The following is a 26,570-nucleotide window of genomic DNA, read 5'->3' as shown; positions in this document are numbered from 1 at the left end:
AGGAGACCACGCCCACCGCCGCGACAGACGGCCCACCACCATGCCCCAAGACCGCATTCATCGGAGAACACCGATCAATCGCCCGAGGCCGATACATCCGACGCCAGCCATGAACGATCGAGGTTAGAGGAGTCCGCGTTTGTGAGCCCACTCTTCAACCTTGCGACGTAGGTAGAGATCGAAGCTGGGGTGGGCGGCGACTTCTTCATATTCAGACTTGCTGTCGAACTTGTGGCGTAGGAGTGCCAGCGCTTGCTGAGGGGTGTGTGCCCGCTCGACGGAAAGACTGCCTCCGACCACGCCATTAATGCTGAGTAACATCCTTTGCCTGCGCGCTGCGTCTAGTTCGCATGATGCGATCGCCGAGCGAAGCAGGACTGTGGCCGACGGCGATCCGGGCACGGGTACGAATGGTTCGAAATCCGTGAGACGGAACCACTCAACTCTCCTGTCGCTGACATTGGCCACTCCCCACTCGGCTGAGGAGTCTCTCAATGCGCGCTCGCCAAGCTGCCCACAACCAGCAGGGGTGACAGTGCCGGGGGAAGCATAGGTTCGCCGTTCGTCCCCAACTTTGAACTTGAAAAGAAAGCCGGGTTGAAGCAAGTTGCGTAGCCTCATAAAGGCGGCGTCGGCGGATACCCCTGCGCTGTTCAGGCCGTCTAATATCGCATCCATATTGGTGCTACGGATTAATGGTCGCAGGAAGGTCTCGGGGAGAATCAAATAGCCCGCGAAGCGTGTGGCCTCGCGCTCTTGGCCTACAGCATCGTATCCGACAGTTGTGCTCAGCTCTGGTGGTTCGCCGTCGATCTCGTTTGCAACGGGCTGGCAGCCGACCGTTCCGTAATGCCATCCCATTTTGATATGGCCATATTCGTGCGCTAGGGTTAAACGCTGGCGCCTGGGATGAAGTCCTGTGCGGACAAAAACCTGCGGTCGAGGCTCGTGTAGCCCATGTACTAGTGCATCGCATCCCGCATAAGGCCAGTCTTCAAAGGAAAGCTCTGCGCATTCTTGTACTAGCCGCTGAACATTAATGGGAGGGGCTAGGTCGTATTTGGCAACGATTGCTGAGGCAAGGATCTTCGCTGGCTCTTCGGGCCCTCGGGTGCACCATAGGCCAAGTTCGCTATCGCCCATTATTCGGCGGAGCGGTTCCTGATTCGGCCGCGCGACTTCAGCCAAGCGAGTACACGCTCAGCATCTGTCGTGTCGTTTGACCGTGCAGCTGCGCCCGTTAAGTTGGTGCGAAGTATCTCTGCGACAGGACGTTGCGCTCGTCGAGCCGCAACTGTAAAGCGAAGAGACTCGGGCCTCTCGCCCCAGAGCCGATATTCGTCCCACGTCATTCCCAAGAACTCGTGAAGTTCCATGGCGGCCGCGTAGGAGCGGTCAGGCGCCTCATGCCAGCGCGCAATGTAGTCATCGATGGCGTCAAGGGTCGTACGGCCTGACAGCACATCGTCGATGAAGGTCGGTCGATCGTCGACTTGCTGCTGCGGAACAAGCTTAAACATCGATCTTCCTTCCTCTAACCGCAGGCTTCGTAAATTCACCAGTATACACGTCGGCGACCCCGATATGGTGACCTCGGGAGTTAAATACCTCCAACTCGCAATGCTGGCCGTCGTAGGTGTAGATGCGACCGTTGGGGTCCCGCCAGCGGCGGGTTCCGTTGCGTGCCCCCAGATGTTCTAGATCATCTAAATAGCTGGGCCTGGGAAGGGGTGTGTAAGACAAGGTCAGTATGGCTCCGATCGAACCACGGCGGTAGAGGCGCGCTGAGTAGGGAAGGATCATATCCGCTTGGAGCCTTCGTTGACGCGCGGCGCAATCCTCCTCTTCTGTCGCTTACGAGCCGCTTCTGGGGGCCAAGGAGCGCTTGCTCGATCCGCTGGTTGACGGTCGCCTCCTGGCCGTCGAGGCACTTGGCGTACACCTTGAGCAGGACATCGACGGAGTGGCCGGCCCGCGCGGCGACCTCGGTTGCCGGAACGCCGGAGTTCAGCCAGAGCGACACCGCCGCGTGCCGCAGGTCGTACGGCCGTCCGGCCAGCGGCGACGCGACCTGCGGGGGAGTGAGCGCCAGCCGCCGCGCCGCCTTCCACACCCGGGAGTACGTCGACCCGGCGACGACGTTGCCCCGCTCGCTGCGGAACAGCCGCCCATCCTCGGCGACCCCGAACCGGTCGACGTGCGCCCGCAGCATCCCGACCAGCTCCGGCGGGATCGGCACGCCCCGCGACTCGGCCGCCGCCCGGTGCTTCAACCCACGCCGGTCGTGCACCTCGCCGCTGTCGGTCCACCGCTTGCCCGACTGCGGCCGGTTGTCGACCAGCGTCAGCCGGCCCCAGCCCATTGCCGGAAGGTGGCAGTCCTGCTCCCGCAGCGCCAATGCCTCACTGGGTCGCAGCGCCGCGAAGTAGAGGCAGCCGAAGAAGGCGACCAGGCGCTCACCGCGGCCGACCGCACCCCGCTCACCGACGTACGACACGGCGGTCAGCAGCTCCCGCGCCTGGCGCCCGTTGACCACCACCCGCCGATCGACCGACTCGGCGACCTTCGCCCGCTGCGCCCGTACCCGGATCTTGTCGACCGGGTTGAACTCCAACGCCTCCAACTCCACCGCGTACTGCAACACGTTGTAGAACACCGACCGCTTACGCCGCACGGTCGTCGGCGCCGCCGGCCGCCCGTCGAGCCGCACCGCCAGGACGTCCAACGCGGCCCGGACCACCGCCATCTCCCCGACCTCGTTGAGGGGTAACGAATTCCGCCGCAGCCAGCGCAACGCCGGCGCCAGCTCCGCCGGCACCTCCGACCGCCGAACCGCCGGCGGAAGCACGTGATCCAACAGCACCCGTCGCAGCTCGTCCCGCGCCGGCCGGCCCGCCTGGTCACGCACCAACGCCGGGGTCACCGTCGCCAACGCGTCGACCATGCTCTCCCGTGACTTGGCCGCCGCGCCCGGCCACTTCATATCCAGGTACGACTGAACGAACTCCAGCCACGACGCCGCGCCCTTCGCCTCCACCATCGAGTCAGGCAGCCCACTGACCGTGTCGAACGCCTCGCCCCGGTTGATCGCCTGCATCAGGTCCGACCGGTGGTTGTCCGCCAGCGCCCGGGTGGCGAAGTTCCGCGACTTCTCCCGACCCGCCACGATCCACCGCACCGTGTACGTCTTCTTCTTGCCGGCGCCCTTGTTGACCCGGGTGTCCCAGACCCGCACCGCCCGCGACTTCACGCCGCCTCCCGGTGCTGCTCCAGCCACGCCCGCAGGTCACGCCGCTCGATGCGCAGCTCACCGTTGGGCAGCTTGATGCACTCCGGCGCGATACCCAACTCACGCCAGCGGTAGAAGGTCCGCCGCGAAACGCCGTTCAGCGCGGCGAGTACCTGAGGAACAGTCAACAGCTCGCTTTCCATAAGGGGTGGTTCCTCCGATGAGTCAGGCGGCCGAGGAGAGGGGAGTAGCGGTTGCCGAAACACCGCCGGCGGCTCGTCGACGGGCGGCGTCGAGGTCTGCCCGCCAGCGGATGCGGGCCGAGACGGCGCGTAGGACGCGGTGTTCCAGGGGTAGGACGTCGGGGTCTTCGGGTCGGGCGAGTTCGAACCGGTAGCGCGATTTGCCGTCCGGGTCGGTGTCGGCCTGGTCGTGCTCGTCGGTGTCGGCCATGCCGCCGGCGAGGACGGCACGGACCCAGGCCCGGTTGTCGGCGCGGTGGTCGGCGAGGGTCTTGCCGGACCACTGCCGGGACACCAGTACCCGCCGGCCGGTGAAGCCGAGCGTCGCCCGCTGGTGGACCTTTCCCGTGCAGCGGCCCGGCGTCAGGCCCGGCTTGGCGCCGTCGGGCTGGACGCCGTAGAGCAGCCAGTTCGCGCAGGTCGGCGAGCAGGGCAGCACCGACAGTTCAGCGTGGAGCCGGTCGAAGTGCGCCTTCTGCGGGTCGGTGCGGGGTTTGGCCTGGTCGGTCAGGTCTTTGGTGACGTACTTCGTCACGTACCGAATCGACCGTTCCGCGTCGCGGGTGCCCTGCTCGATGCCCCGGGCGTCGATCCGGCCGAGCCGCGCCACGTAGGCGGGTCGGCTGTCGGGCTGCTCCAGCTCGTCCAGGGCGACCGCCCACGGCGTCAGCGGCTGCTTGGTGCGCGGGTCGACGTATGCCTGTTGGTCGACGTCCCAGACCGGCGGCTTGTCCGGCGAGTAAACCGGTTCGTCGAAGGACGGCCACCACACCTGGTGGTAGGTCGCGGCGGCGATCTGCTTGAGCAGCCGGCGGGGCATGGTGCCGCGGATGGCGAAGTGGGCGTGCGGGGCGAGGCGGCGTTGGAGTTCGACGGCGCCGGCGTATTGGACGTTCCAGCCGGCGGCGCGGCGGACGTTCTGCCACCAGCGATCCATGACCCGGGCGAAGTGGATCGAGTCCAGGGCGGCCCGTCGGTAGTTGTAGGTGGTCGGGTCGACGGGTGTGCCAAGGACGTCGTCGTGCGGGCCGTGTCGCTGGCCGCACTCGCACGGCGCGACGTAGGCGCCCCGCCGCAGGTGCGAGTGCACCGGCCCGTGCGAGCCCAGGGTGAGCGTGACGAGCATGGAGGGCCGGTAGGTCTTGCCGGCCTTCCCGGCGTAGGCGCGGCCGACCGTGCGCGGGTCGACCGGCAGCCGAGGCAGGTCCGGCGAGTCCTGCCGCCGGCGAGTCGACCGCTTCCGTCGTGGCCGCTCGTCCCGCTCGCGCGGCGTCAGGTGACCACGCAGACTCGTTTCGCCGAGTTCTTCGTCCAGGGCCGCGATCTGCTCGTCCAACTCCGCGATCCGGGCGGCCCGCTCGTCGGGGGTCATGGGCTGGTAGTGGAGGGCTTACCGGTCGAATTCCAGGTGTGCCCGCTGCTGGACCAGGTCGAGAACTTCCCGGTCGGGTCGGTCGGCGGGTTCGGCCGGTTCGTCGGCGAGGTGCCAGCCTTCCCGGATCTGCTGGATCCGCAGCCGCCGGCCACGTTCGGCACAGGGCTTGCACTTCGCCGCCAGGGTCGCGCCGCAGGGAACCTCCACGACCTCGGTTTGGCCGGTGTGGGTGTCGGTGCGGCGCAGCACGAGCGGCCGGGTGCAGACGCCGTGTTGTTCGGCGAGCTGCTTGAGCGCGTCCTTGGCCAGGGGCTTGCGCATCCGGTCCGCCCGCGACCCCGGCCGCACCGGCGGGCGCGGGGTCGGAGTCGGAGCGGGGCTGGCGGTGATGAGTTCGAGTTGCGGGCTGGTCATCGGAGGGCCTCCGTTCCGGTCACCGGCGTGCCAGACTGCGTGGCGTGACCGATGACGGGCCGTTCGTAAACGTGTTCCGAGGTCCCGAGGGTGGGCCGTACCCGTGTCCGTGTTGTGGGTATCTGACGCTGGACGAGCGAGGCGGCTACGGCATCTGCCCTGTCTGCTTCTGGGAGGACGACGGGCAGGACGACCACGACGCGGCTCGGGTGCGCGGCGGACCGAACCGGGGTTTGAGCCTGCTCGACGCTCGTCAGAACTTCGCCCGCCACGGCGCCAGCGATCCCCATGATCTGAGGCATGTCCGGCCACCACGGCCGGAGGAGCATCCGTTGCACGAACACGATCAGCCCTCCTGACTGGAAGCAGCAACACGACGAGCGGAGAACGCCGCCGCCGGAACAGGAACCAACCGCGGCCGTCGCTGCTCGACGACCGGCCGCACCTGGTCGACCGGCGCCGCCAGGTCGTGTTGTCCGACAACAGGGACGAGGCCGCGGACAGGCCGCGCCGGCTGCTCGACCGACTCGCCATCGGAGACAGTCGTCGTCTGCCTGGCCGGCACGTCATCCGTCTCCGACACCGACTCGCCGGCCGGTTCAGGCTTCGCCGACGTCGAGAAGACGAGCTTGGACAGGCCGAGGAACGCCAGCGCGGGGACGGCCGACAGCAGCCACCCGGACACACCCGGCTTGGCGACCGCCAACTGTGCCGACAGAGACAGGATCACGGCGGCGATGAGCAGGAACATCGGGTAGCCGATCGACCCGCCCGTCCGCCGCCGGCGGCGGATGATCAGGAGGGCGGCGATGGGGATGAGTTCGGAGATGGCGGCGTTGGCCCAGCCGAACCAGTCCCCGGTGTGCCCTGGCGAGTTCGCCATCGTCCAGTCATGCACGTGCGTGAACGACGCGGCCCCGGCGAGGCTGCCGACGGTGATGACGATGACGACCAGGACCACGCCCTCCACCCGCTCCCCGGCCGAGGTTGCCTGCTTGCTCATCGGGTCACCTCGCTCTCGTCGGTGTCGGGGGTGAGGCGGCGGTGTTCGCGGCCGAGGTGGCGGATGTCGTCGTCGGTGAGGTAGGAGAACCGCACCCGTACCGGCTCCCGCCGCCCGTCGAGGACGACGTAGCCGACACCGGGCGCCGTTTCGGGGATCCGGTCGCAGACGGCGCCCCGGTCGCGGGCACCGTCGCCGAGGACCATGTCCGCCTGCTCCGGTTCGGTCATCCGCAACCCGATCCGGGTCGGGAACAAATCGCGGAACGGCAGGACGTCCTTACGCGGGTCCTGCAACGCCGCAATGACGTGCACCCCGACCGCCCGCCCCTGACTGAGGAGCAGGCCGAGGGATTCGCGGATGCGGTCGCGGACCTTCCGGTCGGTGATGTACGCGGTCAGTGCGGCCAGCTCGTCGACGACCAGGACCAGCAACGGCTCATCCGCCGTCGGCACGTGCTGCCGGGTCACGCCCCGCAGCCGAGCCGCGCGTTGGCGCATGCGTTTGACGGCTTCCTCCAGGACGCCGGCCATGCTGTCCGGGTCGTCGTAGGCGAACCGGGCGAACAACGGCACCCCCGCCGCGAGTTCCATGCCGCCCTTGGGGTCGAACGCCCACACCTCCACCAACCCCGACCGGATCCCACCCGCCAGGGACCGCAGTAGGGACCAGATGACAGAGCCCTTGCCCGAGTTCGTCGCCCCGGCGATGAGCACATGCGACCCGGCGAGGCGTAGCTGGTAGAGCTGGCCGTCCTCTTGGACGCCGAGCGCCAGGCCGGTTAGGTCGGGCACCTCCGGCACTGGCAGGGGTGCGACGGTGGCGGCGAGGGGGTCGCGGCGGTTGAAGTGCAGCACCACCCGATCCGGTCGCCCGGCCGACGCGGCCCGGCCGTCGCGCAGGCGGAAGGCGTAGGCGAGGCGTTCCGCGGCCTGCCCCCAGTCGTCCGGGATCTGGCCGGGCAGCATCCGCACCGTCACCCGGTCCCCGAACCGGTCACACCGCACGGCCAGAAGCTGCGGCACGTACCGCTCCCCGGCGAACGCCATCGCCAGCCCGCAGGTGGCCATCACCGACGACCACCGCCGCCGGTACACCCACAACCGCCGCCACCGGCCGACCAGCGGGTAGCAGCCGAACCGCCACCAGGACGACGGGTGCAGCCGCCACCAGGCGACGCCGACGGCCGTGAGGACCAGGACGACGGCGCCGAGGGTCGGCCAGCCGTAGCGGACCCGTATCCACGCGGCCGCGACGGTCGGCGCGGTCAGCCACCAGTACCGGACCGCCAGGACGGTCAACCGGGTCAGGCCGCGCAGCAACCACCAGAGGGCGAGGAGCCAGCCGGGTACCCGGCACACGGGTAGCCGGACATTGAACGGCGCGGTAGGGATCTTGTCCCCAGGGATCACGTTGATCAGCGGCACGACCGGCCACCACCAAACGACGCCGACACTCGACGCGGGCGGAACAACGTCGCCAGACACGACCGGCACGCCATGTGCGCGAGATCGAACCGACGCGGCGTAACCCACTCGGCGCAGTGCGGGCAGCGGATCGCCGCCACCGACACCGCCACCGGCGGCAATCCGAGCAGCCGGCAAAGCCGCGCCTCCACCTCCCGGAACGCGTGACGCAGCCACGCCATACGAGTACGCGGCATCACGACCACCGCCCCGACAGCAGCAGCCGGCCAGACGAGGGGTGCGGCTGGATCAGGGCAGCCTGAACTACGGTGGGCACCAGGCCCTCCTTCACATGTGAGGGATTGAGGGGTCGACGCGCGGGACGGGTCGGGACTCTTGGCGGGGAAACGACCCGCCCCGCGCGCTCAAAAGGTCAGGCAGCCGCCGGCGATACGACCGAGCCGGCCGGAACGAGGGACGACGCGCGCAGCGAGTACGCCATCCGCGACCGGCAATCACCCGACGACCGGCCCGGCTTGCACCGCTGCGAGTCGACGTACGGCGTCAGGGTCAGGCCCTCGAACTCCACTGCCGGCGGGTAACCCGGCACCGTCGAGGCAGGCGGTACCGGCTGCTGCGGCGCGATCACCTTGACCTTCACCTCAGTGGACCGACCGAACTTCCCGGCCTCCGGGTCCAGGTCCAGGACGCGCACTACCCAGACCCGCTCGCCGGTCTCCTTGTCCCGCGCCTGGTTGTCCGGCTCATTCCGCCGGTCAAAGTCCACCTGAGGCGCCACACCCAGGCACAACGCCCCGGAGGGAAACACGTACTCGAACGGGACCGGCACCTTCAACGTCATCGGAACCACTACACAGCCTCCCAGCCTCACAGTCGTCAAAAATACAACCGGTTGATCTGACAAGATACGGCAACTTGTAAGCATGAGCAAGGTTGATGTGGAGCGGATGGCACGTTGGACCGACGGCATCAGGCGACGCCCGAGTTCTTGGACCGTAGCGTGGTCAAGAGAGCCGATGTGAGCCTTCGTGGTGGCGCTCCGGGCTGTGCACGGCTTGTCGACCCAGCTAGCAACAGCTTGCGCGGGCGCTGTGCTCTGTCACAAACTCGAACTCTCAGGATCGGTCTGGCTACACACCGTGCCGAAGTCGCGTGGGTTTGCCAGTCGACTGTCACCGACCCGCCAAAGCCCTTTCCTGGCAGCGTGTCCGAGTTGGCGAAGCGAGTCCGTTGACGACCTCTTGGTGGGCCTTGCGCGAGCAGAAGCCATATGGGATCCTATTTGGCTGCCCACGCGTGGAGGAATGGATGGAGACCCTCGAAACAGCCGGACATTGGTGGATGCTGGGCGAGCCGGGGCGAAGGGTTCCCGGCATCCTTAAATTTGATCTGACCAGTGGCGGTAGACTTACGTTGATTGGTGGCCTCCGTCGACCTGAAGACTTGGCAGTGCCCGAGCGCATGGCTGATGGCAGCACCAGAATTTCAATCTCGGAGGATCTGATTGCCCGGTCGGGCAACTATGGTCGTCTTCATGGTGAGTGCAACGGACGCGCCTATACCCTAGAGGGCTGCTTCCAGTTGAGATCTCGCGGGGGAGTATTTGGGCCGTCGTATGAAGAGGCAATTTACGTCAATCACGTTTATGAGGGAGTGTGGTTTTCCGAAGGGGAGCCAGTCGGTGGAAATCAACTTAACTTCGCACTTGACGGATTGACTGAGTGGGTTCCTCAAAGTGGAATTGTGCAGGTATTCAATGATGGAGCAGTCGTGGACGCGCCCCAGGTTGAGCTACATGCGTCACGCCTTCCGCAGCGCACGGTAGCGCTTCCAGATGGGGGTGAACTATGGCTATCACATGGCCTTTCCACCAGCAGTCCTGGATCATCTGCTGCTCTAACAGAAAACTTTTCTCTGGCTATTCACTACGAGCGGGTAATTCCAATCGAGGACCTTCTCGATAAAGCAAGCGACCTGCAAGACCTCGTATCTATCGCAACTGATCGCAGTGCACAATACGGGACGATTCGCGTCATGCACCCCGATCTTGTTGAAGACCGTGGTGGCCGTCGCAGGAATGAATCATTCACCGTATGGTCAGCCTGGACCGCCTTGCGGAAGGACGATGCCAAACCGCTCGACCGGCACAGTCTCTTTTTCACATTGGACGATATCGGCGGCGTGGCTGGACTTGCATCCTGGATGCAGGTGACCGAAAAGTTTCGTTCCGCACTTGGGCGGGCGATGGCCACCAAGTATGCCGAAAAGATGTACGTGTCGGATAGGTTCCTAAATCGCGCCGCCGCGCTGGAAGGATTCGACAGAATCAAGACGGGGCAATCTCGGGGTCGGACGTTCGTTGAGAGAATTAGCGAGTGCATTTCTATCGCGGGAGCACAGTTCGCCGAACTGGTTTGCGATCCGGGGAAATGGGCAACGGAGCTGAAGAATCATCGAAACGAGATAGCGCACCATTATGGCAGGCGAATGCGCCAAGCGGTCGAGGATCAGCTCTACATCTCTGATAGCGCTTTCTGGCTGCTTGTCTTCTGCCTTCTTCGCGAGGCAGGTATCGAAGATGCCATGTTCGACAAAATCCTTTCGCACCAAAAACTACAGTACTTGAAGCGAAAAAATCAATCTATATTCGGATAACGCAGACCATTGCGAGCCAGTCGCATCACCGCCGACGCAAGCAGTCTGTCTTGTGATCGCGGCTACGGAAGTGGATACATGTCTTCAACTTCATGGCGGCTACCAGGCATGACCAGGATCGAGGTAAGTATTGGGTCTCTAGATGCTTGGTGGACTGTTATGACAATGCTCATGGCTGGTTCGTCGTCGGGGACGTCGAGGGCTTTGGCTTCGGCCTGGTCAACGCGGCGGGCGGTCATCCGCTCGGTTACGTAGTCGGGTCGCAGGTTCTTGTGCCGGGTGATGTGGTCGAGCAGGCCGCCGGGGATCGGGTCGGGTTTAGTGATGTCGGTGCCGACGGCGATGTCCACGGGCACGAAGGTGGCGATGAGGTCGACCGGTCCGGCCGGTCCGACCGTCCGCCGGCGCCGTTCATAGACCGGGGTCCCCTCCGGAATTCTCAGCTCAGCAGCGACGCGAGGTGAGGCGAGGACAGGGCCGACGTGCAGCATCTCGGTGTCGGCGGTCTCATCCAGCTCGATCGCATCTTGCGCGTACTGAGGTGAGGTGCGGCCGGACGGAGGTCGGCCACGGACGAAGCTGCCGCGGCCTTGCTGGGATTCGATCCAGCCGTCCTGCTTGAGGATGCCCAGGGCCTTGAGCACGGTCGGGCGGGAAACCCCGAACTCGGTGCAGAGCTGGCTTTCCGACGGTAGACCGGCGCCGGGCGGGTAGTCGCCGTCCTCGATGCGCTTGCGCAGCGTGTTCAACACGCGCAGATACTTCGGCGTCGGGATCTCGTACGCCATCGCGGGCCACCCCACCATTCAAGGGTCACAGCATGTCAATACAGGAGCTTAGAGCCTGCTAGCTTGACGAGACAACCCCAGGTCAGACCTGTCGGCATCGCGTCACCGACAGCACCGGCGAGCCAACCGGACCAGCCGGCCGGCGGCTGGACAAGGTCAGGCCGGGTAGCGCCCAACCAACGGCGAGGAAGGCAGCCGTACCGTCCGAACACCCGTAGCGCGGCCCGCCGCTGCGGACACGGGCCATCAACGCCACAGGCGGCGCAGCATCCGTCGGCGCTCGACGGGGTGTGCCGGTCAAGCAAGCGCTGCGCGGCGGCGAGCTGGGCACGGACGGGCGCGGTGAGGTAGACGCTCACCGTTCCGGCCCGTCGCCGGCAAGCCGGTCGGCGCGCACGAGGATCTGTGTCTGGTCACCGTGCCGGCCGTCGGGCAGCATCTTGAGCCCTTCCAGCCACAACCAACGGTCGTACTCGGGCCGGTTGGTCACCATCCGGACCCCAGTCACCCACACCGCGACCGGGCCGTCCGAGGGCCGGTAACCGGTCGGACGCGGCCAGGTGGACGACGTCACCGAGACGTACGCGAACGTCAAACACGCCGCCTCCCCGCCGCCCGCGCTGGGGCCGCCGGCCGCGCCGGCCGGGGGCGGCTGGCGTAGCGGAGCCCGGCGACTTGGACGAACACCTCGCGTTTGTCGATCGCCTGCCCGGTGCCGTCCAAGACATAGCCAGTGAGCCAGATCCAGCCGTGATAGGTCGGCCTCTGGTCGACCACCGTCACCCGCAGCAGGAGCCGACGGTCGCCAGCGAACTGCACCGACGCCTGCCCGTCGATGACCAGGACGTCACCGGGCTGCGGGGTCACGACCGGGCTCCCGGGTTGGTGGGCACCGAGGCGGGCGGGCATTCGGGTGGCCGCTTGCCGACGGCCGTACGCCGGCACCCGCCCCGGTGCCAGCTCACGAGCAAGCCGTCCGGCCGACGCCGGCACAGTCCAGGCACGACCGACGCGCCAGCCGCCGAGCCCGGCCGCCGCCGTCGGCGACGGTGCGCAGCGCGGATCGCTGTGTGCTGTACTTCCAGCCCATGCCCGCGCAGGATCGGCAGGTAGTCGATACGGTCGGCTCGCTCATGGACACAGGTTGTGGCACAACCCGGCCGACAACCCGGAAAATCATTCCGGGGTCCCTGCGGCCCGAGGGGAGGCAATAACACCCATGCGCGGAATGGGAAACACGCTCACGATCGGCGAACGGGTCGCCTGGTACCGCCGCCGGCGCGGCCTGTCTCAGGAAGTCCTCGCCGGACTCATCGGCCGCACCGCCGACTGGCTCGGGAAGATCGAGAACAACCGGATCGAGCTGGACCGGCTGTCCGTCATCACCTCACTGGCCAACGTCCTGGACGTCTCCCTTGGCGACCTGCTCGCCGAACCGTCGCTGACCGACTGGAGCGCCGACAGCGGCACCGAAACCGTCCCCGCGCTACGCGCCGCCCTGATGAACTACCGGGCCATCACCGCATTCACCAACCCGCCCACAGACTTGCCCGCGTTGGCGGCGTTGCGGCAGGACGTCGGGAACCTGTGGGGCGCCTACCAGGACTCCCGGTTCGGGTACGTCACCGGCCGGCTCCCCGAGCTGCTGCGCCGCGCCCAGGACGCCGCCGACGGCCACGACGGCGACGACCAGGACCAAGCCCGCCGCCTGCTCGGCCTCACCTACCAACTGGCCGCCACCCAACTCACCAAACTCGGGGAAACCGACCTCGCCTGGATCGCGGCCGACCGCGGCCTCGCCGCCGTACGACCGACCGGCGACCCGGTCGTCACCGGCTCCCTGTTCCGGTCCGTCGGCCATGCCCTGCACTCCACCGGCCGCTACACCGAAGCCGTCCGCCTCACCGAAGACGCCGCTGGCTACCTCGAAACCCACCTCACTAAGCAGCCCACGCCGGCGCTGCTGTCGGTCTACGGCACCCTGTTCCTCGCCGGCGCCATGGCCGCAGCCCGCGCCAACGACGCCCCCACCACCCGAACCTTCCTCACCACCGCCGACCACACCGCCGCCCGACTCGGCGGCGACGGTAACCACCTGTGGACCGCGTTCGGACCCACCAACGTCGCCATCCACCGCGTCGCCACCGCCGCCGAACTCGGAGACCTCCAAGTCGCCATCGACCTCGGCCCCCGCGTCGACACCACCGCCCTACCCATGGAACGCCGCGTCCGCCACGCCCTCGAAGTCGCCCGCGCCTACAGCTCCCACAACCGCGTCGACGACGCTCAAGCCGCCCTCCTCGACGCCGAACAGATGGCACCCGAACAGGTACGCCACCACTTCCTCAGCCGACAACTCACCCTCACCTGGATCCGCCGCCAACGCGGCAAACCCTCCCCGCAACTCGTCGGCCTCGCCCGCCGCCTCAACGTGCTCGACTAACCCACCCCCGTCTAGGCTGCCCTCGTGACGGCCAACGAGATGCCACCCATGGCAACCCCACGCGTCGCCGCCGGCGCCCTCTTCTTCGACACCCAGGACCGCGTGCTCCTGCTGCGCCCGACGTACAAGGACCACTGGGACATCCCCGGCGGCTACGTCGAACCCGGCGAATCACCCCGCGCCGCCTGCATCCGCGAAATCCAGGAAGAACTCGGCCTCACCGTCAACGTCGGCCCCATGCTCGTCGTCGACTGGGCACCCGCCGACAACGAAGGCGACAAACTTCTCTTCATCTTCGACGCCGGCACCCTCACCGACGAGCAACAGCAGTGCATTGCCTTCCGAGATGGCGAAATAGCCGAAGGACGCTTCCTTACTGTCGACGAGGCCGAGCCGCACGTGCCAAGCCGGCTTGCCCGGCGCATCCGTGCCGCCATCGACGCCCGTCAGCAGCAACGGGCGACGTACGCGGAACACGGCAGCGCACCGGCCTAGCGACAGCAGGGATGTTCCCGATCAGCATCACCGGCGACCTGGTCGACCTGCGTGACTTCCGCACCACGGACGCCGCCGACGCTCTCACGATCGTCGGCGACGACCGGGTCACCCAATGGCTCTCCCACGACAGCCGCGACCACGCCGCCGTCGTCACGATGATCGAAAGCGCCATCAGCCGCGCCCAGAACGAACCGCGGAATGAGTACTACCTCGCCGTCACCGACAAAGCCGACCGGATGATCGGGTTCGCTCGGCTCGGCCTCACCGGCGTCAAGGCCGCCAAACTCGGCTATGCCATACACGCCGACCACTGGGGCAACGGCTACGCCACCGACGCTGCCCAGGCCCTCATCACCTACGGCTTCAAAGATCTGGGTCTCCACCGCATCACCGCTGCCATCGGTCCCGAGAACGCCGGATCCATCACCGTTGCAAAGCGGCTCGGTATGCAGTACGAAGGTCGGCTCCGCGACCACGTCCACACCAACGGCGCTTGGCGAGACTCCGTCCTCTACTCCATCCTCGCCCAGGAATGGTCGGACGCCAGCTGACAACTGTCGACTGGCGCCGGAACGTGGAGCCAAGATCACCTCTGTAGCATCGCCCCATTCGCGACGCCCCACACCGCCGGGCACTAACGACCCGATCCTGGACGACCGCGCAGACCAGATCCGAGCGCCGTCGCAGAGATCCTGCTTCGCGTCGACGAGTGGCGCACCTCGGCAGCATGGACCGGCAGCCCGGCGGACGCGCTTGTGCCGCGGCCCGGCCCCACGTAGGCGGTGTTTGCAGCCGTCAAACGGATGCGAGAGCTACTCCCCGTTCAAGGTTTCTGACGTCTTCAAGGCGGCCCGACAAGCGGGCCGCACGCGCCGCCGCCGCCTGGGCGCGTGACCTGCACTCCGCTGGCGCTCCGCTCCGGCCACGCCGAACGCCCGCGGCTGGCGCGGAAAGCGGAAGCCCACAGGGCCGCCGAGGACGACAGTGCCGTCCTTGACATGGCGGGCCGGGCGGCGGCCCGCTCCCCAGTAGGGCGGGTCGACGGCAGACGGGATGCCTTGTCAGACACTGTTGAAGTTCCAACGATGTGGTGGGTCGGGTTGGAAGTTAGGGGTGACGCTCCAACGGCGGTTGCGTTGAGGACTTGAAGTTCCAACGATGTGGTGGGTCGGGTTGGAAGTTAGGGGTGACGCTCCAACGGCGGTTGCGTTGAGGACTTGAAGTTCCAACGATGTGGTGCGTCGGGTTGGAAGTTAGGGGTGACGCTCCAACGGCGGTTGCGTTGAGGACTTGAAGTTCCAACGATGTGGTGGGTCGGGTTGGAAGTTAGGGGTGACGCGACTCCGAGCAGACAGGACGGGAGTGACACGCCCGGAAGCGGACTTCGTCGCACCGATGAACCCTTAGTTGATGATTCGGTATACATCATCGCAGAGCCAGAAGATTCGACCACCTCGTCCAAAGGGTCCGATCTTCCTTAGCCAGTTGCGCTGCTCCAGAGCCTCAATCAAATTCCGGGCGCCCTGATTGGTGACCGACAACTGCTTCTCAACTCGCTTGACGGTGATAAATGGATTAGAGAAAAAGAGCTCCATTACTTCGCCGGCCCGACTCTTGCCGCCCTTCAACTCCAAGCGGTACTTCTCCCTTAGGTCGACTAGTTGGCCGATCCGGCTGGAGGCTTCGTCTGCCTGTGTATTGACTGCTCGCAAGAAATACTGGAGCCACTCCTGAATCTCGCCCCGCTCCCGGACGGCCTGAAGGCGATCATAGTACTCCTTGCGATTATCTTCCATATACGCGCTGAGGTAAAGGAGTGGCACCGAGAGTGCTTGCTGTTCAAGCAGCATTAGGATAATCAGGAGGCGGCCGATCCGGCCGTTACCGTCGAGGAATGGGTGAATTGTTTCGAACTGATAGTGCATGAGCGCACAGCGAATCAGCAGCGGCAGTCGAGAGGGTTCATTAACAAACCGTTCCCAGTCGGCTAGTGCGTCTTCCATGTCGCCGGGTATTGGAGGCACGAAGGTGGCGGTGGAGGGCGAGGCATTACTGCTGCCGATCCAGACCGGCGAGCTTCGAAACTCTCCCGGCAACTTTTCTTGGCCCCGCACCCCGGTTAGCAGAGTTCTGTGCACTTCTTTGAGTAGGCGTAGACTAATTGGCAGCTGCTCCAACAGTCCAATTCCTCTGCTGAGTGCGTGTTGGTAGTTTAGTACCTCTTGAACGTCTTCGCTCTCAGTCGCTTCTTCTCCGATTTCTGCCTGCAAGACATCTGAGAGTGATGCTTGAGTGCCTTCGATTCGAGAGCTTGCGAGGGCTTCTCGGGTTAGGTAAGGACGAACTAGGACGCCAGGATCAGGCAAAAGCCGGCCAACGCCGGAGAGTCGGCCAAGAGCCGCATCAGCGCCGGAAAGTAGCAGAATGGTGTCCATGCTGAGCGTGATTTCCCTGGGGACGGCGTGCGGCCTGAAGTACCAGAACGCCCAATCCTCCCCTGGTTGCTTCGTTACCTCACCGAACTCCTGCGAGGTGAACTTCTCCGGATCCATGGGGCGAAGCCTACAACAGAACCGACCTCTCTCTTGGAGGCTGCAACGATGACCTGCCTACTCTTGGAGGCTCTCCGGTTGGAGGTTCTGTCGCGGACCGTGCTGTGGCGAGGCTCGTCGTTACAGGGGAACCGGCTGCTGCCTCTGCCCCTTGGCCGCTCAACGTCTGACGCGCGGTCTGGGTGCCCGACGGCTACGCCAACCGTCAACGCGACTTGAGGAACTCTGCGAGGGCTTTGATCAGCTTAATGCGGTTCTGGACGGATTCGTCACGGCGGAGTACGACGACTGCCACGAGGAGGGAGATGAGCAACGCAGGCAGCGCCACGAGAGCCGCCACGATCAGGCCCAGGACGGGATTCCCGCTTTCCGAGCCCAGCCAGGCGGCGATACCTCCGCCCAGCAGACCCGCGCCCGGAGTGATCCGAGCGAGCCGCTGCGCTGGCGATGCATTCGTGCGCCGCGTACGTCCAGGAGTAGGCACGGATCCTCCGTCAAGATCGTTTAGTAGGCATGAAAAAACCCCGAGGGTCTACTCGGGGTCGTGAAATGGATCAGGCCTGCTGGAGCTTCACGTCCTAGTCAACGAGCTACGCGCCGTTGGTCTTCTAACGACGAAGGGCGTAGTCACCCGGCCCAGCACAACAGGCTGGAACGGCTTCGCCAGCAAGCGCTTCGTCAGATGTTCATGCCGCGTGATCGTGGCTGGCTATACCTGGCCCCGGGCACGACCACAGCCCGGACACTTGTGCGTATCCGGGCTGCGGGCACACTCCACCTAAAGCTGAATGTGCGATGACTGTCGCATGTGGCTGCACGCCTGTCAACTCGGCCCGCTTGGTGGCTTCCACCTACCGATGCGCGCTGGCCCGCCCTTGGTGCTACGGGTCACGAGCTCCACATAGGCAGCCTGGTCGTACCGGTACCAGGTGCTGCCCCGACCTCGGCCGGGTACGTGATGACGGGGCAGAAGGCCGTAAAGCGGGTCGGCTGGGTTGGCAGCTCGTCGCGCCCAGTCGCGCACCCGCGCGGCGGTGATGTCGAGACCGAGGGCGGCGGCAATCTCGGCGGCGGTGCCGTACTCGTGGCCGTCAATCCAGATCACGCATCCATCGTATGCGCCGTCCCCTGGCCTCCTCGCCAGCAAGAAGTCAGCGAGACCCGCCACACCAACCGCAGACCGCTGGCAGAGGACAGCAACGGACCTAACGCCAACGCCACTCGTCGACACCGATCGGCGAGCGCCCCATGTATCGGGCCGCCTTTTCAAGACGGTGCACGGCGAGCCAGCGAGGTGGGCCGGCTATAGACAGCAACGGTGACAGCAACCGCGCCCGACGAGAGCGTACGTCAGCAGCCGAGGAGGGACGGTCGGCCGAGGTGGCGGACATGACCAGACGCTGCCGGACGAAACGCCCAGAACTTGTAAGCGAGACGTCGCGTCGGGCAGTACAGCGCGGAAGTACAGCAACCGAGGACACCTGGACGGCCCGCCAGCACCCAAGCAGGGCCGGTGACGTGCTCACCGGACCGTCAGCGACCGCCTCGCCGGGAATCCTTGGATACAGGACCGAGGGATCATGCCAGGTTAGTGGTGGGACGCGAGCGCCAAGCATCTCCGTGGCGGGACAAGGCGCCGGCGCGATTGGCTGCCGAAACACTCTCTTTAGGATCAAGGCGGCCCGCAAGCGGGCCGCGCCGGACCGGCCCCGGCCTGCTGACGACCTCCGGCCGGCATCGGTCGGGCCGGCCGGCCACGCTTTGGGGTTGCCAAGTATTGAAGACCTCGGGGCTCCGCCCCGAACCCCGGCCCTCCTCGGAGATCAGCCGGGAGGGCGGATCACCTCGCCGGGCACCACAAGGGCTACCAGCCTCCCCGGACGGGGCCAAGGTCGTTCGTCCGGTAGGGCGCTCCACCTTGTCCCCGTCCGGGGAGGCTGGACGGTCTACGACTGCCCGACGAGGAGATCCGCCAAGAGCGCTACCGCTGCAGCCGCATGTACCCTCCGCATGGAAGGGAGCACCCATGGGAACTTTTAGTCCGTCATTTGACGAGTACCTCGCCAGCAAGCAGCGCGACCTCCAGCGCAGGCTTGCGAGCTGCAAGTTCGACCAACTTGGGGATCGCACCACGGTGGCTCGCTTCGTAAGCGATGCGTCGCTCCAGTTGGTGGAACTCCGAGAGCCGGCACCTTCTCCCACCGTACTGGAGAAGCCCGATGGCATCGACGTGTCGGTGAAGTGGCCTGGATCCGCGGGCATCGACCAGTTCCAGGATTTCAATATGGAGCCGGGGTCGCAGCACCATATCTACGCCAACGCGAACGAGTTCTACGCGAGCAAGAAGTTTCCGAAAGACGTGAGCACGGAAGCTGTTCGGGAGTGGGTTCTAGCCCAGCGTCAGACCCTCGCCAGCTGGGTGAAGAGGTTCAATGAGGCCGCCGAGGTGCACAACGCAAGGCAGCAGGCGTTGGCGGAGACGATCGTGTCGGAACGACAGGCCGTAGGAACCCGAGCTGCCGAAATCGCAAGAGACCTCGAAGGTTTGTAGCGAGGCACCGGCGAGGGCCTTGGCTGTACAGCCACTTGTACAGCCAAGGCCGCCCGCTGAAACCGACGTCACCCGACAGTCAGGGACGAGCTGACCAGGGGAACAGCCGCCTGACGAGCCATCTTCGATCTTCTTCTAATTCGCAGAGCGCGATCCGCCAGCAGCAGCCACCCGCATGAGCGCTCGCATGACGATTCCGTTGTCTCGCTCGCCGTTCCAGCTGACCGCTTCGATGTGCCTATTGTCCTCGTCAGCGTTGTAGCTCTCTACCTCTGGCGAAAGCGGAGCGTTGGTGACGATCAGGAGACCGTGAGCGCCGCGACTGTACTTCTCCAGCTGCTGAATGTCTCGCATCCTCAGTGGGCCCCGTTCGCGGTACTTGACTTCGACATTGGCCGTACCCATGCCCGTCGTAGCCACGAAGTCAGGCCCTTGGTCGAACAAGTACCGCTCAATCGCAGCGCCGGATGTCTGGAGTGCCACGCCGACCTTGGAGGCGTACAGCTCGCTCCGGTAGTGGGCGGCGGATCGGAAGATCTGAGGCTCGATGATCGACGCCGCTTCCACGATCCCGGCCGCCACCTCCGGGCTCTCCTCTTGCCGGGCCTGCTCGATTGCCTTCTCGACCCGCCGACGGCGACGCTCAAGCTCTACACCGCTCTCCGCGCTTCCGACTCGAATCAGCGGCGTGCCTTGCACCCCCATCAGCAGGAAGGCTGCGCCGATGACAACCAAGACTGCGGATCCGGCCTGGTTGTCGGTAGCAAAGACGGCCCATCCTCCACCGGCAGCGCCGACAAGCCCGAGCGCCGACGCTCCCAGCCGCTCCCAGCGGCCCAGAGGCTCTGGCTCGAACCGATCCTCGGGAGAGTTTGTCAAGCCATCAGTCGGAGGTCGCTCGGTCACGCGATCAGGTTAGATCGAGATCGCAAGGGTGGTCAGACGCCCGACTGGCCGTGTGCCCGTTGCGTGCTCGGTCTAGCGGGCGCGCAAGGCAGGGGTGGCCGTCGCGCTTGCGGCCTGCCCTGCGGGCGGCCTTCGGCCGTCCTCGGGCACCCGCAGCGCATCATGCAGAATGCGTGCAATGATCTTGATCTGAGACGCCGGCGGGTTCCCTTGATGCCCAGGTGGGCGCCACGAGAGTCGCCCCGCCTCAGTCGCCTTCCTAAACCGCGCGTCGCCTACACACTCCTCCAGGCAAGAAGGCCGTGAAGTTCGCGCAGGTAGTCGGCCAACGTCCAGGTCGGGACGATCGCTGCCGCGCCGCTGCGCGGCTTGAAGAGCACCGCGGGCCCCGTTGAGCTGCAAGGCCCTCACTCGCGCGGCTGCGGACTATTCACGGACTGATCTTGGCCGAGTGGCCCAGCGTGCGACACGCAGTTGCAGGTCAGTGGCTTGCTCCCAGCTCGGGCCGTACTCCATTCCTAAACCGTGTGTCGCAGGTTCGAATCCTGCCGGGGGCACCTCGAAGATCAGCAAGAACACTTTCTGAGCTGCGGATGCCGTCGGGCGTCGATGATCAACCATGTGCAGCCGGATGCCACCCTGAGCGGCCGTTTGCAGCCCTCCGTGCAAGATACGTGCAATGATCTTGACGGCTTGAAGGCGGCCATTCGCCCAGCTCAGCCGCCCTCCGCAGAGCGTCAGCGGGTGCGCCTTGTCTGGCAGGATCGCGGCCGTGATGATCGCACAGCCGGCGCCGCCCAGCCCCGTCGAGGTGGAGGCCCGCTTCGCGGCGATCCTCGACGGCAGCCAATCGCGCGACGAGGTTGACCGCTGGGCCACCGACACCATGCGCGACCTTGAGTACGTCGACATCGACGAAGCCGTGTGGTGGGCACTCGGAAAGCTCGCCGGCATTGACCTGCGCCACGGGCCAGGCGAACCGTACCTGCATGACGATGCGCAGGTGCTCGGTTGGCTCGCCGAGTCCGGGAACGGTGCGGCGTCACCGGCTGAGCGCCGCTTCGATGCGCTCGTTCATCCGCCGGCGGTCCCCCGTCGAGGCATTTCGCGTACACCTTGAGCAGCACGTCGACCGAGTGCCCGGCCCGGTCGGCGACCTCCGGCGCCGGCACCCCGGGCGTTGAGCCACAGCGACACCCCAGCATGCCGCAGGTCGTACGGCCGCCCCGCCAGCGGCGAGGCCACCCGGTCCGGCGGAAGGCTCAACGTCCGCGCCTCCTCCCAGATCCGGGAGTACGTCGACGACACCACCACGTTGCCCCGCCGGCCTTGAAAACTACCGCCGGGAGCCGCCGCTGAACTCCCGGTGCTGCTGGTCGATCCCGAGGCAGGCGACGACGGCTGACGCGTCCTCTGTGAGGACGAGTTGAAAATGGTAGGGCGGGTCGACTGCGGTCACGGACCCGAGACGCAACGGCAGATCACCCGCAGCTGCCAACGCCTCAACGGCCAGGTCGAAGCCTAGGGTGGGGATCCCGGCCGCACGGGCGTGTCTCCGCCGCCGGCGGTAAGTGCGCAGGAAGTTGGCTGCTGGCAGCGGATGGTCGTGGACCACGAACGCCGCGCCATCTCGAAGCGCCGCCCTACAGGAAGCGTGTGCGTCCTGCGGGCCGGACAGCAGGGACACGAGGCGGTCGCGATCCATGTCGAGGACCGTACAACTGAGCGTCGATGATGGGGACAGCTCCGCATCGAGGACGAGTCTGATGCCATGACGATCGCGGGACTGGTCAGTTGTCGTCGAGGTCGGGGCGATCGCTGCCGCGCCGCTGCGCGGCTTGCCATCGGATGACGAGGACCAGGCCGCGGATCAGCCGGCGCGACGGCATGCCGCCCCCGGTCCGAAGGCCGGGGCGGCAAGCCGTACTACGCCGGACGGCCGCGCCCATCACGCCGCCGTGCCAGATGCGTGCCAGTAACCGGCGACGGCAGCGGCTCCAGGCGGTCATGATCGGGCACGAGCACACGGCACTGACCAGGCACTTCGGACAGAGCGGGATCACCCGGAACGATCTTCCAAACTGGCGTTCTGGCGCTGCTATGGTGCGGCTGTGTCGGATCTCGTGACCGTTGCCGTTCTACTTCGTCCGCTATTGGGTCGACGCTTGCTTGCGGTGACCGAGGCACGGTATTGGTACGACGACAGACCAGAGACGGGAAATTCAGGTCTGATCCATTTCTGGCTGCACTTCGAGGAAATGCCGGCGATCATGGCCCACGGCTGTGGTGATCTGCTGAAGCTCACGGAGGAAGAGCCCTACCCGTCGTACGACATGCAGGAGGAGGGACGGACCGTGGTCGGACCGGTCCAGCCCACCGATCCGCTCGGCGAGGTGGTCGGGCAATGCCTCGTTGACGTCGGCCTCGTCCAGGGATACAGCATGGTTCCGGCTGTCGGCGGGATCGTGCTCCGCTTCGAGCGGTCCGAGCTGCTCGTCGCGATCCTGGCCGACGAGTGGGTATGCCAACCGGGATCGATCCCGGAAAGGCTCCGGCAGCACCTGTCGCTCAGCGGTTGGGTGGGTACTCCCAGTTCCACTGCCGAAAGGCAGTGACGTCGAGACGTTCACGCATCACGCGGCAGCCGTCAGCGTCGTCGCCCGTCGTGCATAGTGTGTGCAATGATCTTGAGGGGTGCCCGAGGTGCCCCTTCCGCGCCCGTCGCGTGCCCGATCCCCGCTTCGCGGAGTCGGCAGCCCGGGTCGCCTGAGTCGCCCGCGGGCTTCCTCGCCCCCAGCAGCGGCATATCTGCCCAGCAAGAACATCGTCGCGAACCCTCGCCGCCGGTGCCTGTGGTGTCTCGCCGCATGGCCGTGCCCACGGATCCCTACCTGCTGCGCAACCTCATCCGGTGCGCCGAGCACGACCTCGGAATGACGTGCAGTCTTCCCATCCGAGACATCATGAACCGCGTCTACCGCTGCCCGGCCCGGGACTGCTGGACCGGCACCATCCACGCCGCCGGCATCGAGGGGATGGCCTGGAGGGCCGCCGAGCAGAAGGCCACCCTCCGCGACGTCCAGCCCGAGTTCCGCCGGGCGGCGCTCGAAGCGCTCCTCGACCGGGTGATTGTCGGCGGCGATCCCAAGATCAGGTACGTCTGGCGAACCTGGACAGGTTGCACTAACGATCAATAACTCTGCAGCCAGTGCCAAGACGAATGTCGTGATGATTGACGATCATTGATTCCAGGGGCTCGCGCGACAATCCCGAAACTGGTGCCGGCAGGAGGTCTGCATGGTTCTGGCGATGCCCACGCTGCAGCTTGCACCTCGAAGCCCTCCGTCGCCTCGCCCGAGGAACGACCCGACCGACCCGCGTGATCGATCGGCCATGCTCAATGGTCAGAAAATCGTGAAATATTGGGAGGTTGTATGTCTGACAGTAGTCGCTGGGTACTGGCCTTCGACGGCTCGTGCGCGGCATGCGCGACCATCTCGCACACGGTTGAGCGGGCCAGTGACCGAAAGCTGGAGGTCTTGCCGCTGACGCACCCGGATGTGCTCCGGTGGCGCGAGGAGCGGATGGGGGTGGAGGCTCCCTGGGTTCCGACCCTGATCCGGGTTCGGGGACCGAAGGTGAAGACCTGGACCGGTGCGACGATGGGTGTCCGCCTCGCGGCGATGCTCGGTCCCGGCGCGACGATGCGCGTGCTGAGCGCCCTCGGTGAGCTGCCGCACCGGCAACAACAGGCGGATGCGCAGCCGGCCTCGCGATCCAGTCTGGTGATGGGGCGTAAGCGGTTCCTGCAACTCGGTGCGGGTATTGCCGTGGCGGCAGGACTGACGGTCACCGGAAGAACGCCGGCCTTCGCTCAGTCCGAGACAAGCCGGGCCCGGGCCTGGGTTCAGGCCAACCTCGACCGCCTACCGGAGCACTACAGTGAGATCACCCGCTATCCGATGGAATACCGGCGGGCGATTTTCTCCAAGCTGTCCCCATCCGCGCGCAGCAGATTCTGGCTGGAGCACCTGGGTCGGTATCGGGCCGGGCATCCAGACCTTTCTCCTGAGCAACATCGAGTTCTCAACCAGGCCGTCGACACGTTCTCTGACGAGGCCGTCTTCCAGGACCTCCGGCAGGCCGGTGTCGATCAGCGGTTGACGGCCCTCGCGGAAGCCGCGGTGGCGGCGTTCGGCGAAACCGAAGCGGCGGCGCTGGTAGCGACCCTCGGGCCCGGCGAGCCGGCACGATCGACGACGGCCATGGTTCCCGATTGTGAATGTAGTACGTCGAACGACTGGTGCAAGGTCTGGTCGTCCGGCTCTCGCTGCTACACGGTGCGATGCCCGGGCTGGTACGGATGCGGCACCGGCGGCATTTATTGGTGCAACGGCTACTGCAGCTGACCTCCGACCCCCGCCCTGACGCCGCATTTGCAACCGGAAAGGGCTGAAGGCCGCGCCACTGAAACGCGGAACCGCCCGGGTTCGGCCTGGGCGGTTCCGTCCGGCACCACTCTGGACACCGGCTCTGCGCTCGGCCTCGGCCTTGACGGCCTGTACGTGCCGCCACCGGCGCGGCAGCGACTCGCGCAACAGCTCGTCCGCGACGCCGCGCGCCCGCCGGCCCGGCTTTATGTCGACAACGTGCGCGACGGAGACCCGTCCCGAGAATCGGTCCCGGGCGACGACACGGCGCGGACCGGCGGGGCGGTGCCGTCAGGCGGCCGGGACCTGGCGCAGTGCCGCCGCGAGTTCCTCGGCGTTCTTCTTGTCGATCCGGGGGAAGGTGAGGCTCACGCCGTCGCCCAGGTCGCCGAAGCCGATCCGGAGCAGGCTCACCACGCCCAGCTTCGCCTCTTCCAGCGAAACCTGGTCCCGGGGAACCTCGCCGAGGACCTTCTTTCCGGGACCGCCCATGAACGTCTGGTCAAGGAAGATCAGTCGGTGGCTGGTGAGCACGACGAACTGCTTCTTCGCCGTCGACGCCAGCGCCGCTCCCAGCGCTCCGGCGCCGCCCGGCACGATTCCCTGCCGGACGACGGTGCCGAGCCGGCTGGACGAGAACTTGCCGACGACGGCCCGGGTCGCGGCGAGCGGCTGTTCGCCGGCCCGCAGGGTCGGCGCCAGCTGTTCGAACGCGCGAGTTTGCAGCTTCTGTTGCATTGGTTCCCCGTTTCCTGTTCTTCGTATTGGCGCAACAGATGCTATTGACGCGGTGACGGACCTCAATCAGTCGATCGGTCGAGGGGCGATGGCCGAAGAGCCGTCGGCGGGCATGGCTACCATGCGGTACCGGTAGATCTCCGGGTTCGGCGGCGGGCCGACCGGCGGCCGCCCGCGCCGCGGGGTCGGCCGGAGTCCGGTCGGCGGAGGGAGGAAGCTGGCATGCGCCTGCACGTGGGATGCGCCATGTGGAGCCTCCCGTCGTGGCGGGGTCGGCTGGTCGCCCACCCGCTGCCGGCCCACGAACGGCTGCGGCACTACGCCGGCTGGTGCACCGCGGTCGAGGGCAACACCACCTTCTACGCCACCCCGACCCGGGACACCGTCGCGTCCTGGGCGCGGCAGACCGGACCCGACTTCCGGTTCGTGGTCAAGCTGCCCAGGACCGTGACGCACGAGCACCGGCTCACCGACGTGGACGCGCCGATGCGCGAGTTCCTGGCCGCGGTCGAGCCGCTCGGCCCGCGCGCCCACGCCCTGTGGATCCAACTGCCGGGATCGTTCGCCCCGACCGACGTACCGGTCCTCGGCCGGTTCCTACGCCGCCTTCCCGAATCCCACCGGTACGCCGTGGAGGTCCGCCACCCGGCGTTCTTCACCGACCCACGGGCGACGGCGACGCTGGAGGACGCGCTCGCCACGGTGGCCGCGGAGTGGGTTCCGTTCGACACCACCGCGTTCTTCACCAGCCCACCCGGCAGCGACGCCGAGCGGGACGCCTGGTCGAAGAAGCCGCGCCTGCCGCTGCGTACCCGGGCGCTGACCGACCGGCCCGTCGTCCGGTACCTCGGCCGGGACGACCCCGAACGCACCGCCGCCGGCTGGCAGCGCTGGCTGGACGTCGTCGCCGGCTGGCTGCGCGAGGGGCGCTCGCCGACCGTGTTCGTGCACACCCCGGACAACGCCGACGCGCCGGTCCTCGCCCGCCGCTTCCACGACGAGGTACGTCGGCGGGTGCCGGAACTCGACCCGCTGCCCGAACCGATCCCGGCCGAGCCGCTGACCCTCTTCTGACTGTGCGTGCGGCCCGCGAGTACGCCGCCGGGGACTTGAACCCCGAACCCGCTGATTAATACTCCAGCAGGAGATCCGTTTCAGGGCTCGGTGAGGGCTTGTTGGGCGTAGTGGCTGATCTTGGCTGCGGCTTGGTGTTGGCGTCGGTAGATGGACCAGGTGATGACGTCAGCGACGCGTCGGGTGGGTTCGATGATCAGGGCGTGGAACAGTCGTCGGAGTTCGTTGACGGTGATCGGGATCAG

At 66.3% G+C, this 26,570-nt stretch carries 26 protein-coding genes and 3 pseudogenes; 11 read left to right on the top strand and 18 right to left on the bottom strand.

The window, feature by feature from the left end; all coding sequences use genetic code 11:
• Positions 1–123 precede the first annotated feature (123 nt).
• From ACFOX0_RS32160 to ACFOX0_RS32140, 5 genes and pseudogenes are all read right to left on the bottom strand, one after another.
• Positions 124–1,143, bottom strand: coding sequence for an ImmA/IrrE family metallo-endopeptidase (locus tag ACFOX0_RS32160; protein ID WP_377553084.1), 1,020 nt, complete (start codon positions 1,141–1,143; stop codon positions 124–126).
• Between the two features lie 369 nt (positions 1,144–1,512).
• Positions 1,513–1,803 (bottom strand): colicin E3/pyocin S6 family cytotoxin, encoded by a 291-nt coding sequence (locus ACFOX0_RS32155; protein ID WP_377553082.1) that lies wholly within the window; start codon positions 1,801–1,803, stop codon positions 1,513–1,515.
• Positions 1,703–3,250: a tyrosine-type recombinase/integrase gene (locus tag ACFOX0_RS32150; protein WP_377553080.1), complete on the bottom strand. Its 1,548-nt coding sequence runs from the start codon at positions 3,248–3,250 to the stop codon at positions 1,703–1,705. The genes ACFOX0_RS32155 and ACFOX0_RS32150 overlap by 101 nt, the downstream gene beginning before the upstream one ends.
• Complete coding sequence (locus ACFOX0_RS32145) at positions 3,247–3,417, bottom strand: helix-turn-helix transcriptional regulator (protein ID WP_377553078.1); 171 nt, start codon at positions 3,415–3,417, stop codon at positions 3,247–3,249. The genes ACFOX0_RS32150 and ACFOX0_RS32145 overlap by 4 nt, the downstream gene beginning before the upstream one ends.
• Before the next feature lie 37 nt (positions 3,418–3,454).
• Positions 3,455–5,260: pseudogene (locus tag ACFOX0_RS32140) on the bottom strand (replication initiator).
• Between the two features lie 44 nt (positions 5,261–5,304).
• Here ACFOX0_RS32140 and ACFOX0_RS32135 point away from each other — a divergent pair.
• Positions 5,305–5,619 (top strand): CPCC family cysteine-rich protein, encoded by a 315-nt coding sequence (locus ACFOX0_RS32135; protein ID WP_377553076.1) that lies wholly within the window; start codon positions 5,305–5,307, stop codon positions 5,617–5,619.
• Here ACFOX0_RS32135 and ACFOX0_RS32130 read toward each other — a convergent pair.
• From ACFOX0_RS32130 to ACFOX0_RS32120, 3 genes are all read right to left on the bottom strand, one after another.
• The gene (locus ACFOX0_RS32130) at positions 5,607–6,263 is read right to left on the bottom strand and encodes a DUF2637 domain-containing protein (protein WP_377553074.1); all 657 of its coding nucleotides are present in this window, start codon (positions 6,261–6,263) and stop codon (positions 5,607–5,609) included. The two genes, ACFOX0_RS32135 and ACFOX0_RS32130, sit on opposite strands and share 13 nt — an antisense overlap.
• Positions 6,260–7,690: an FtsK/SpoIIIE domain-containing protein gene (locus tag ACFOX0_RS32125; RefSeq protein ID WP_377553072.1), complete on the bottom strand. Its 1,431-nt coding sequence runs from the start codon at positions 7,688–7,690 to the stop codon at positions 6,260–6,262. The genes ACFOX0_RS32130 and ACFOX0_RS32125 overlap by 4 nt, the downstream gene beginning before the upstream one ends.
• Before the next feature lie 412 nt (positions 7,691–8,102).
• Positions 8,103–8,531 (bottom strand): hypothetical protein, encoded by a 429-nt coding sequence (locus ACFOX0_RS32120; RefSeq protein ID WP_377553070.1) that lies wholly within the window; start codon positions 8,529–8,531, stop codon positions 8,103–8,105.
• 467 nt (positions 8,532–8,998) lie between these two features.
• Between ACFOX0_RS32120 and ACFOX0_RS32115 the strand changes: the two genes are divergently transcribed.
• Entirely contained in the window at positions 8,999–10,345 is a 1,347-nt protein-coding gene (locus ACFOX0_RS32115) for an ApeA N-terminal domain 1-containing protein (RefSeq protein ID WP_377553068.1), read from the top strand.
• Positions 10,346–10,407: 62 nt separating this feature from the next.
• On the opposite strand, the gene ACFOX0_RS32110 is transcribed toward ACFOX0_RS32115, so the two are convergent.
• The 3 genes from ACFOX0_RS32110 to ACFOX0_RS32100 all read right to left on the bottom strand — a co-directional run bounded on the left by ACFOX0_RS32110 (position 10,408) and on the right by ACFOX0_RS32100 (position 12,000).
• Positions 10,408–11,133 (bottom strand): GntR family transcriptional regulator, encoded by a 726-nt coding sequence (locus ACFOX0_RS32110; RefSeq protein WP_377553067.1) that lies wholly within the window; start codon positions 11,131–11,133, stop codon positions 10,408–10,410.
• Between the two features lie 355 nt (positions 11,134–11,488).
• On the bottom strand, positions 11,489–11,728 hold the full coding sequence (locus tag ACFOX0_RS32105) for a hypothetical protein (RefSeq protein WP_377553065.1): 240 nt from the start codon (positions 11,726–11,728) through the stop codon (positions 11,489–11,491).
• Positions 11,725–12,000 (bottom strand): hypothetical protein, encoded by a 276-nt coding sequence (locus ACFOX0_RS32100; RefSeq protein WP_377553063.1) that lies wholly within the window; start codon positions 11,998–12,000, stop codon positions 11,725–11,727. The genes ACFOX0_RS32105 and ACFOX0_RS32100 overlap by 4 nt, the downstream gene beginning before the upstream one ends.
• A gap of 352 nt (positions 12,001–12,352) precedes the next feature.
• Between ACFOX0_RS32100 and ACFOX0_RS32095 the strand changes: the two genes are divergently transcribed.
• Genes ACFOX0_RS32095 through ACFOX0_RS32085 form a run of 3 tightly spaced genes read left to right on the top strand, consistent with a single transcriptional unit; the run spans position 12,353 to position 14,625 of the window.
• Positions 12,353–13,576: a helix-turn-helix domain-containing protein gene (locus ACFOX0_RS32095; RefSeq protein ID WP_377553061.1), complete on the top strand. Its 1,224-nt coding sequence runs from the start codon at positions 12,353–12,355 to the stop codon at positions 13,574–13,576.
• 24 nt (positions 13,577–13,600) lie between these two features.
• A complete protein-coding gene (locus ACFOX0_RS32090; protein WP_377553059.1) occupies positions 13,601–14,071 on the top strand; it encodes an NUDIX domain-containing protein in 471 nt (156 codons plus the stop codon).
• Between the two features lie 11 nt (positions 14,072–14,082).
• Positions 14,083–14,625 (top strand): GNAT family N-acetyltransferase, encoded by a 543-nt coding sequence (locus ACFOX0_RS32085; protein ID WP_377553057.1) that lies wholly within the window; start codon positions 14,083–14,085, stop codon positions 14,623–14,625.
• A gap of 852 nt (positions 14,626–15,477) precedes the next feature.
• Here ACFOX0_RS32085 and ACFOX0_RS32080 read toward each other — a convergent pair.
• Both ACFOX0_RS32080 and ACFOX0_RS32075 read right to left on the bottom strand, forming a co-directional pair.
• Positions 15,478–16,626, bottom strand: a complete 1,149-nt coding sequence (locus ACFOX0_RS32080) for a Fic family protein (RefSeq protein WP_377553055.1) — start codon at positions 16,624–16,626, stop codon at positions 15,478–15,480.
• Positions 16,627–17,449: 823 nt separating this feature from the next.
• The gene (locus tag ACFOX0_RS32075) at positions 17,450–17,731 is read right to left on the bottom strand and encodes a hypothetical protein (protein ID WP_377553053.1); all 282 of its coding nucleotides are present in this window, start codon (positions 17,729–17,731) and stop codon (positions 17,450–17,452) included.
• Between the two features lie 921 nt (positions 17,732–18,652).
• Between ACFOX0_RS32075 and ACFOX0_RS32070 the strand changes: the two genes are divergently transcribed.
• Positions 18,653–19,177, top strand: a complete 525-nt coding sequence (locus tag ACFOX0_RS32070; protein ID WP_377553051.1) for a hypothetical protein — start codon at positions 18,653–18,655, stop codon at positions 19,175–19,177.
• 135 nt (positions 19,178–19,312) lie between these two features.
• On the opposite strand, the gene ACFOX0_RS32065 is transcribed toward ACFOX0_RS32070, so the two are convergent.
• A complete protein-coding gene (locus ACFOX0_RS32065; RefSeq protein ID WP_377553049.1) occupies positions 19,313–20,083 on the bottom strand; it encodes a hypothetical protein in 771 nt (256 codons plus the stop codon).
• A 775-nt stretch (positions 20,084–20,858) separates the two neighbouring features.
• Between ACFOX0_RS32065 and ACFOX0_RS32060 the strand changes: the two are divergent.
• Positions 20,859–21,136: pseudogene (locus ACFOX0_RS32060) on the top strand (hypothetical protein).
• Positions 21,137–21,419: 283 nt separating this feature from the next.
• Here the strand turns inward: ACFOX0_RS32060 and ACFOX0_RS32055 are convergent.
• Together ACFOX0_RS32055 and ACFOX0_RS32050 are read right to left on the bottom strand one after the other, a co-directional pair.
• The gene (locus ACFOX0_RS32055; RefSeq protein ID WP_377553047.1) at positions 21,420–21,788 is read right to left on the bottom strand and encodes a hypothetical protein; all 369 of its coding nucleotides are present in this window, start codon (positions 21,786–21,788) and stop codon (positions 21,420–21,422) included.
• A gap of 85 nt (positions 21,789–21,873) precedes the next feature.
• A complete protein-coding gene (locus ACFOX0_RS32050; RefSeq protein ID WP_377553045.1) occupies positions 21,874–22,092 on the bottom strand; it encodes a hypothetical protein in 219 nt (72 codons plus the stop codon).
• A 102-nt stretch (positions 22,093–22,194) separates the two neighbouring features.
• On the opposite strand from ACFOX0_RS32050, the gene ACFOX0_RS32045 reads away from it, so the two are divergent.
• The 3 genes from ACFOX0_RS32045 (at position 22,195) to ACFOX0_RS32035 (ending at position 24,492) form a co-directional block, all read left to right on the top strand.
• Complete coding sequence (locus tag ACFOX0_RS32045) at positions 22,195–22,698, top strand: hypothetical protein (RefSeq protein WP_377553043.1); 504 nt, start codon at positions 22,195–22,197, stop codon at positions 22,696–22,698.
• A 252-nt stretch (positions 22,699–22,950) separates the two neighbouring features.
• Positions 22,951–23,280 carry a hypothetical protein gene (locus ACFOX0_RS32040; RefSeq protein WP_377553041.1) on the top strand — a complete coding sequence of 110 codons (330 nt, stop codon included), beginning with the start codon at positions 22,951–22,953 and terminating at the stop codon, positions 23,278–23,280.
• 237 nt (positions 23,281–23,517) lie between these two features.
• Positions 23,518–24,492 (top strand): bacteriocin fulvocin C-related protein, encoded by a 975-nt coding sequence (locus ACFOX0_RS32035; protein WP_377553039.1) that lies wholly within the window; start codon positions 23,518–23,520, stop codon positions 24,490–24,492.
• Positions 24,493–24,804: 312 nt separating this feature from the next.
• Here the strand turns inward: ACFOX0_RS32035 and ACFOX0_RS32030 are convergent, their stop codons facing one another.
• Entirely contained in the window at positions 24,805–25,251 is a 447-nt protein-coding gene (locus tag ACFOX0_RS32030) for a hypothetical protein (RefSeq protein WP_377553037.1), read from the bottom strand.
• Positions 25,252–25,473: 222 nt separating this feature from the next.
• On the opposite strand from ACFOX0_RS32030, the gene ACFOX0_RS32025 reads away from it, so the two are divergent.
• The gene (locus tag ACFOX0_RS32025) at positions 25,474–26,325 is read left to right on the top strand and encodes a DUF72 domain-containing protein (protein ID WP_377553035.1); all 852 of its coding nucleotides are present in this window, start codon (positions 25,474–25,476) and stop codon (positions 26,323–26,325) included.
• An 80-nt stretch (positions 26,326–26,405) separates the two neighbouring features.
• Here the strand turns inward: ACFOX0_RS32025 and ACFOX0_RS34390 are convergent.
• Positions 26,406–26,570: pseudogene (locus ACFOX0_RS34390) on the bottom strand (IS701 family transposase); the annotation flags it as partial.

The sequence above is a fragment of the Micromonospora zhanjiangensis genome (assembly GCF_042650605.1).
GTDB lineage: Bacteria > Actinomycetota > Actinomycetes > Mycobacteriales > Micromonosporaceae > Micromonospora_J > Micromonospora_J zhanjiangensis.
The sequence above is the reverse complement of the archived record's forward strand: the minus strand, read 5'-3'. Positions and strand labels throughout refer to the sequence as shown.

Bases quoted from the DNA above. Each gene is read 5' to 3' on its own strand.
- ACFOX0_RS32120 (WP_377553070.1), bottom strand. From the start codon at position 8,531: ATGACGTTGAAGGTGCCGGTCCCGTTCGAGTACGTGTTTCCCTCCGGG.
- ACFOX0_RS32080 (WP_377553055.1), bottom strand. From the start codon at position 16,626: ATGGATCCGGAGAAGTTCACCTCGCAGGAGTTCGGTGAGGTAACGAAG.
- ACFOX0_RS32115 (WP_377553068.1), top strand. From the start codon at position 8,999: ATGGAGACCCTCGAAACAGCCGGACATTGGTGGATGCTGGGCGAGCCG.
- ACFOX0_RS32130 (WP_377553074.1), bottom strand. From the start codon at position 6,263: ATGAGCAAGCAGGCAACCTCGGCCGGGGAGCGGGTGGAGGGCGTGGTC.
- ACFOX0_RS32110 (WP_377553067.1), bottom strand. From the start codon at position 11,133: ATGGCGTACGAGATCCCGACGCCGAAGTATCTGCGCGTGTTGAACACG.
- ACFOX0_RS32030 (WP_377553037.1), bottom strand. From the start codon at position 25,251: ATGCAACAGAAGCTGCAAACTCGCGCGTTCGAACAGCTGGCGCCGACC.
- ACFOX0_RS32095 (WP_377553061.1), top strand. From the start codon at position 12,353: ATGCGCGGAATGGGAAACACGCTCACGATCGGCGAACGGGTCGCCTGG.
- ACFOX0_RS32160 (WP_377553084.1), bottom strand. From the start codon at position 1,143: ATGGGCGATAGCGAACTTGGCCTATGGTGCACCCGAGGGCCCGAAGAG.
- ACFOX0_RS32040 (WP_377553041.1), top strand. From the start codon at position 22,951: ATGGCCGTGCCCACGGATCCCTACCTGCTGCGCAACCTCATCCGGTGC.
- ACFOX0_RS32070 (WP_377553051.1), top strand. From the start codon at position 18,653: ATGGGAACTTTTAGTCCGTCATTTGACGAGTACCTCGCCAGCAAGCAG.
- ACFOX0_RS32055 (WP_377553047.1), bottom strand. From the start codon at position 21,788: ATGGATCGCGACCGCCTCGTGTCCCTGCTGTCCGGCCCGCAGGACGCA.
- ACFOX0_RS32035 (WP_377553039.1), top strand. From the start codon at position 23,518: ATGTCTGACAGTAGTCGCTGGGTACTGGCCTTCGACGGCTCGTGCGCG.
- ACFOX0_RS32155 (WP_377553082.1), bottom strand. From the start codon at position 1,803: ATGATCCTTCCCTACTCAGCGCGCCTCTACCGCCGTGGTTCGATCGGA.
- ACFOX0_RS32025 (WP_377553035.1), top strand. From the start codon at position 25,474: ATGCGCCTGCACGTGGGATGCGCCATGTGGAGCCTCCCGTCGTGGCGG.
- ACFOX0_RS32085 (WP_377553057.1), top strand. From the start codon at position 14,083: ATGTTCCCGATCAGCATCACCGGCGACCTGGTCGACCTGCGTGACTTC.
- ACFOX0_RS32050 (WP_377553045.1), bottom strand. From the start codon at position 22,092: ATGACCGCCTGGAGCCGCTGCCGTCGCCGGTTACTGGCACGCATCTGG.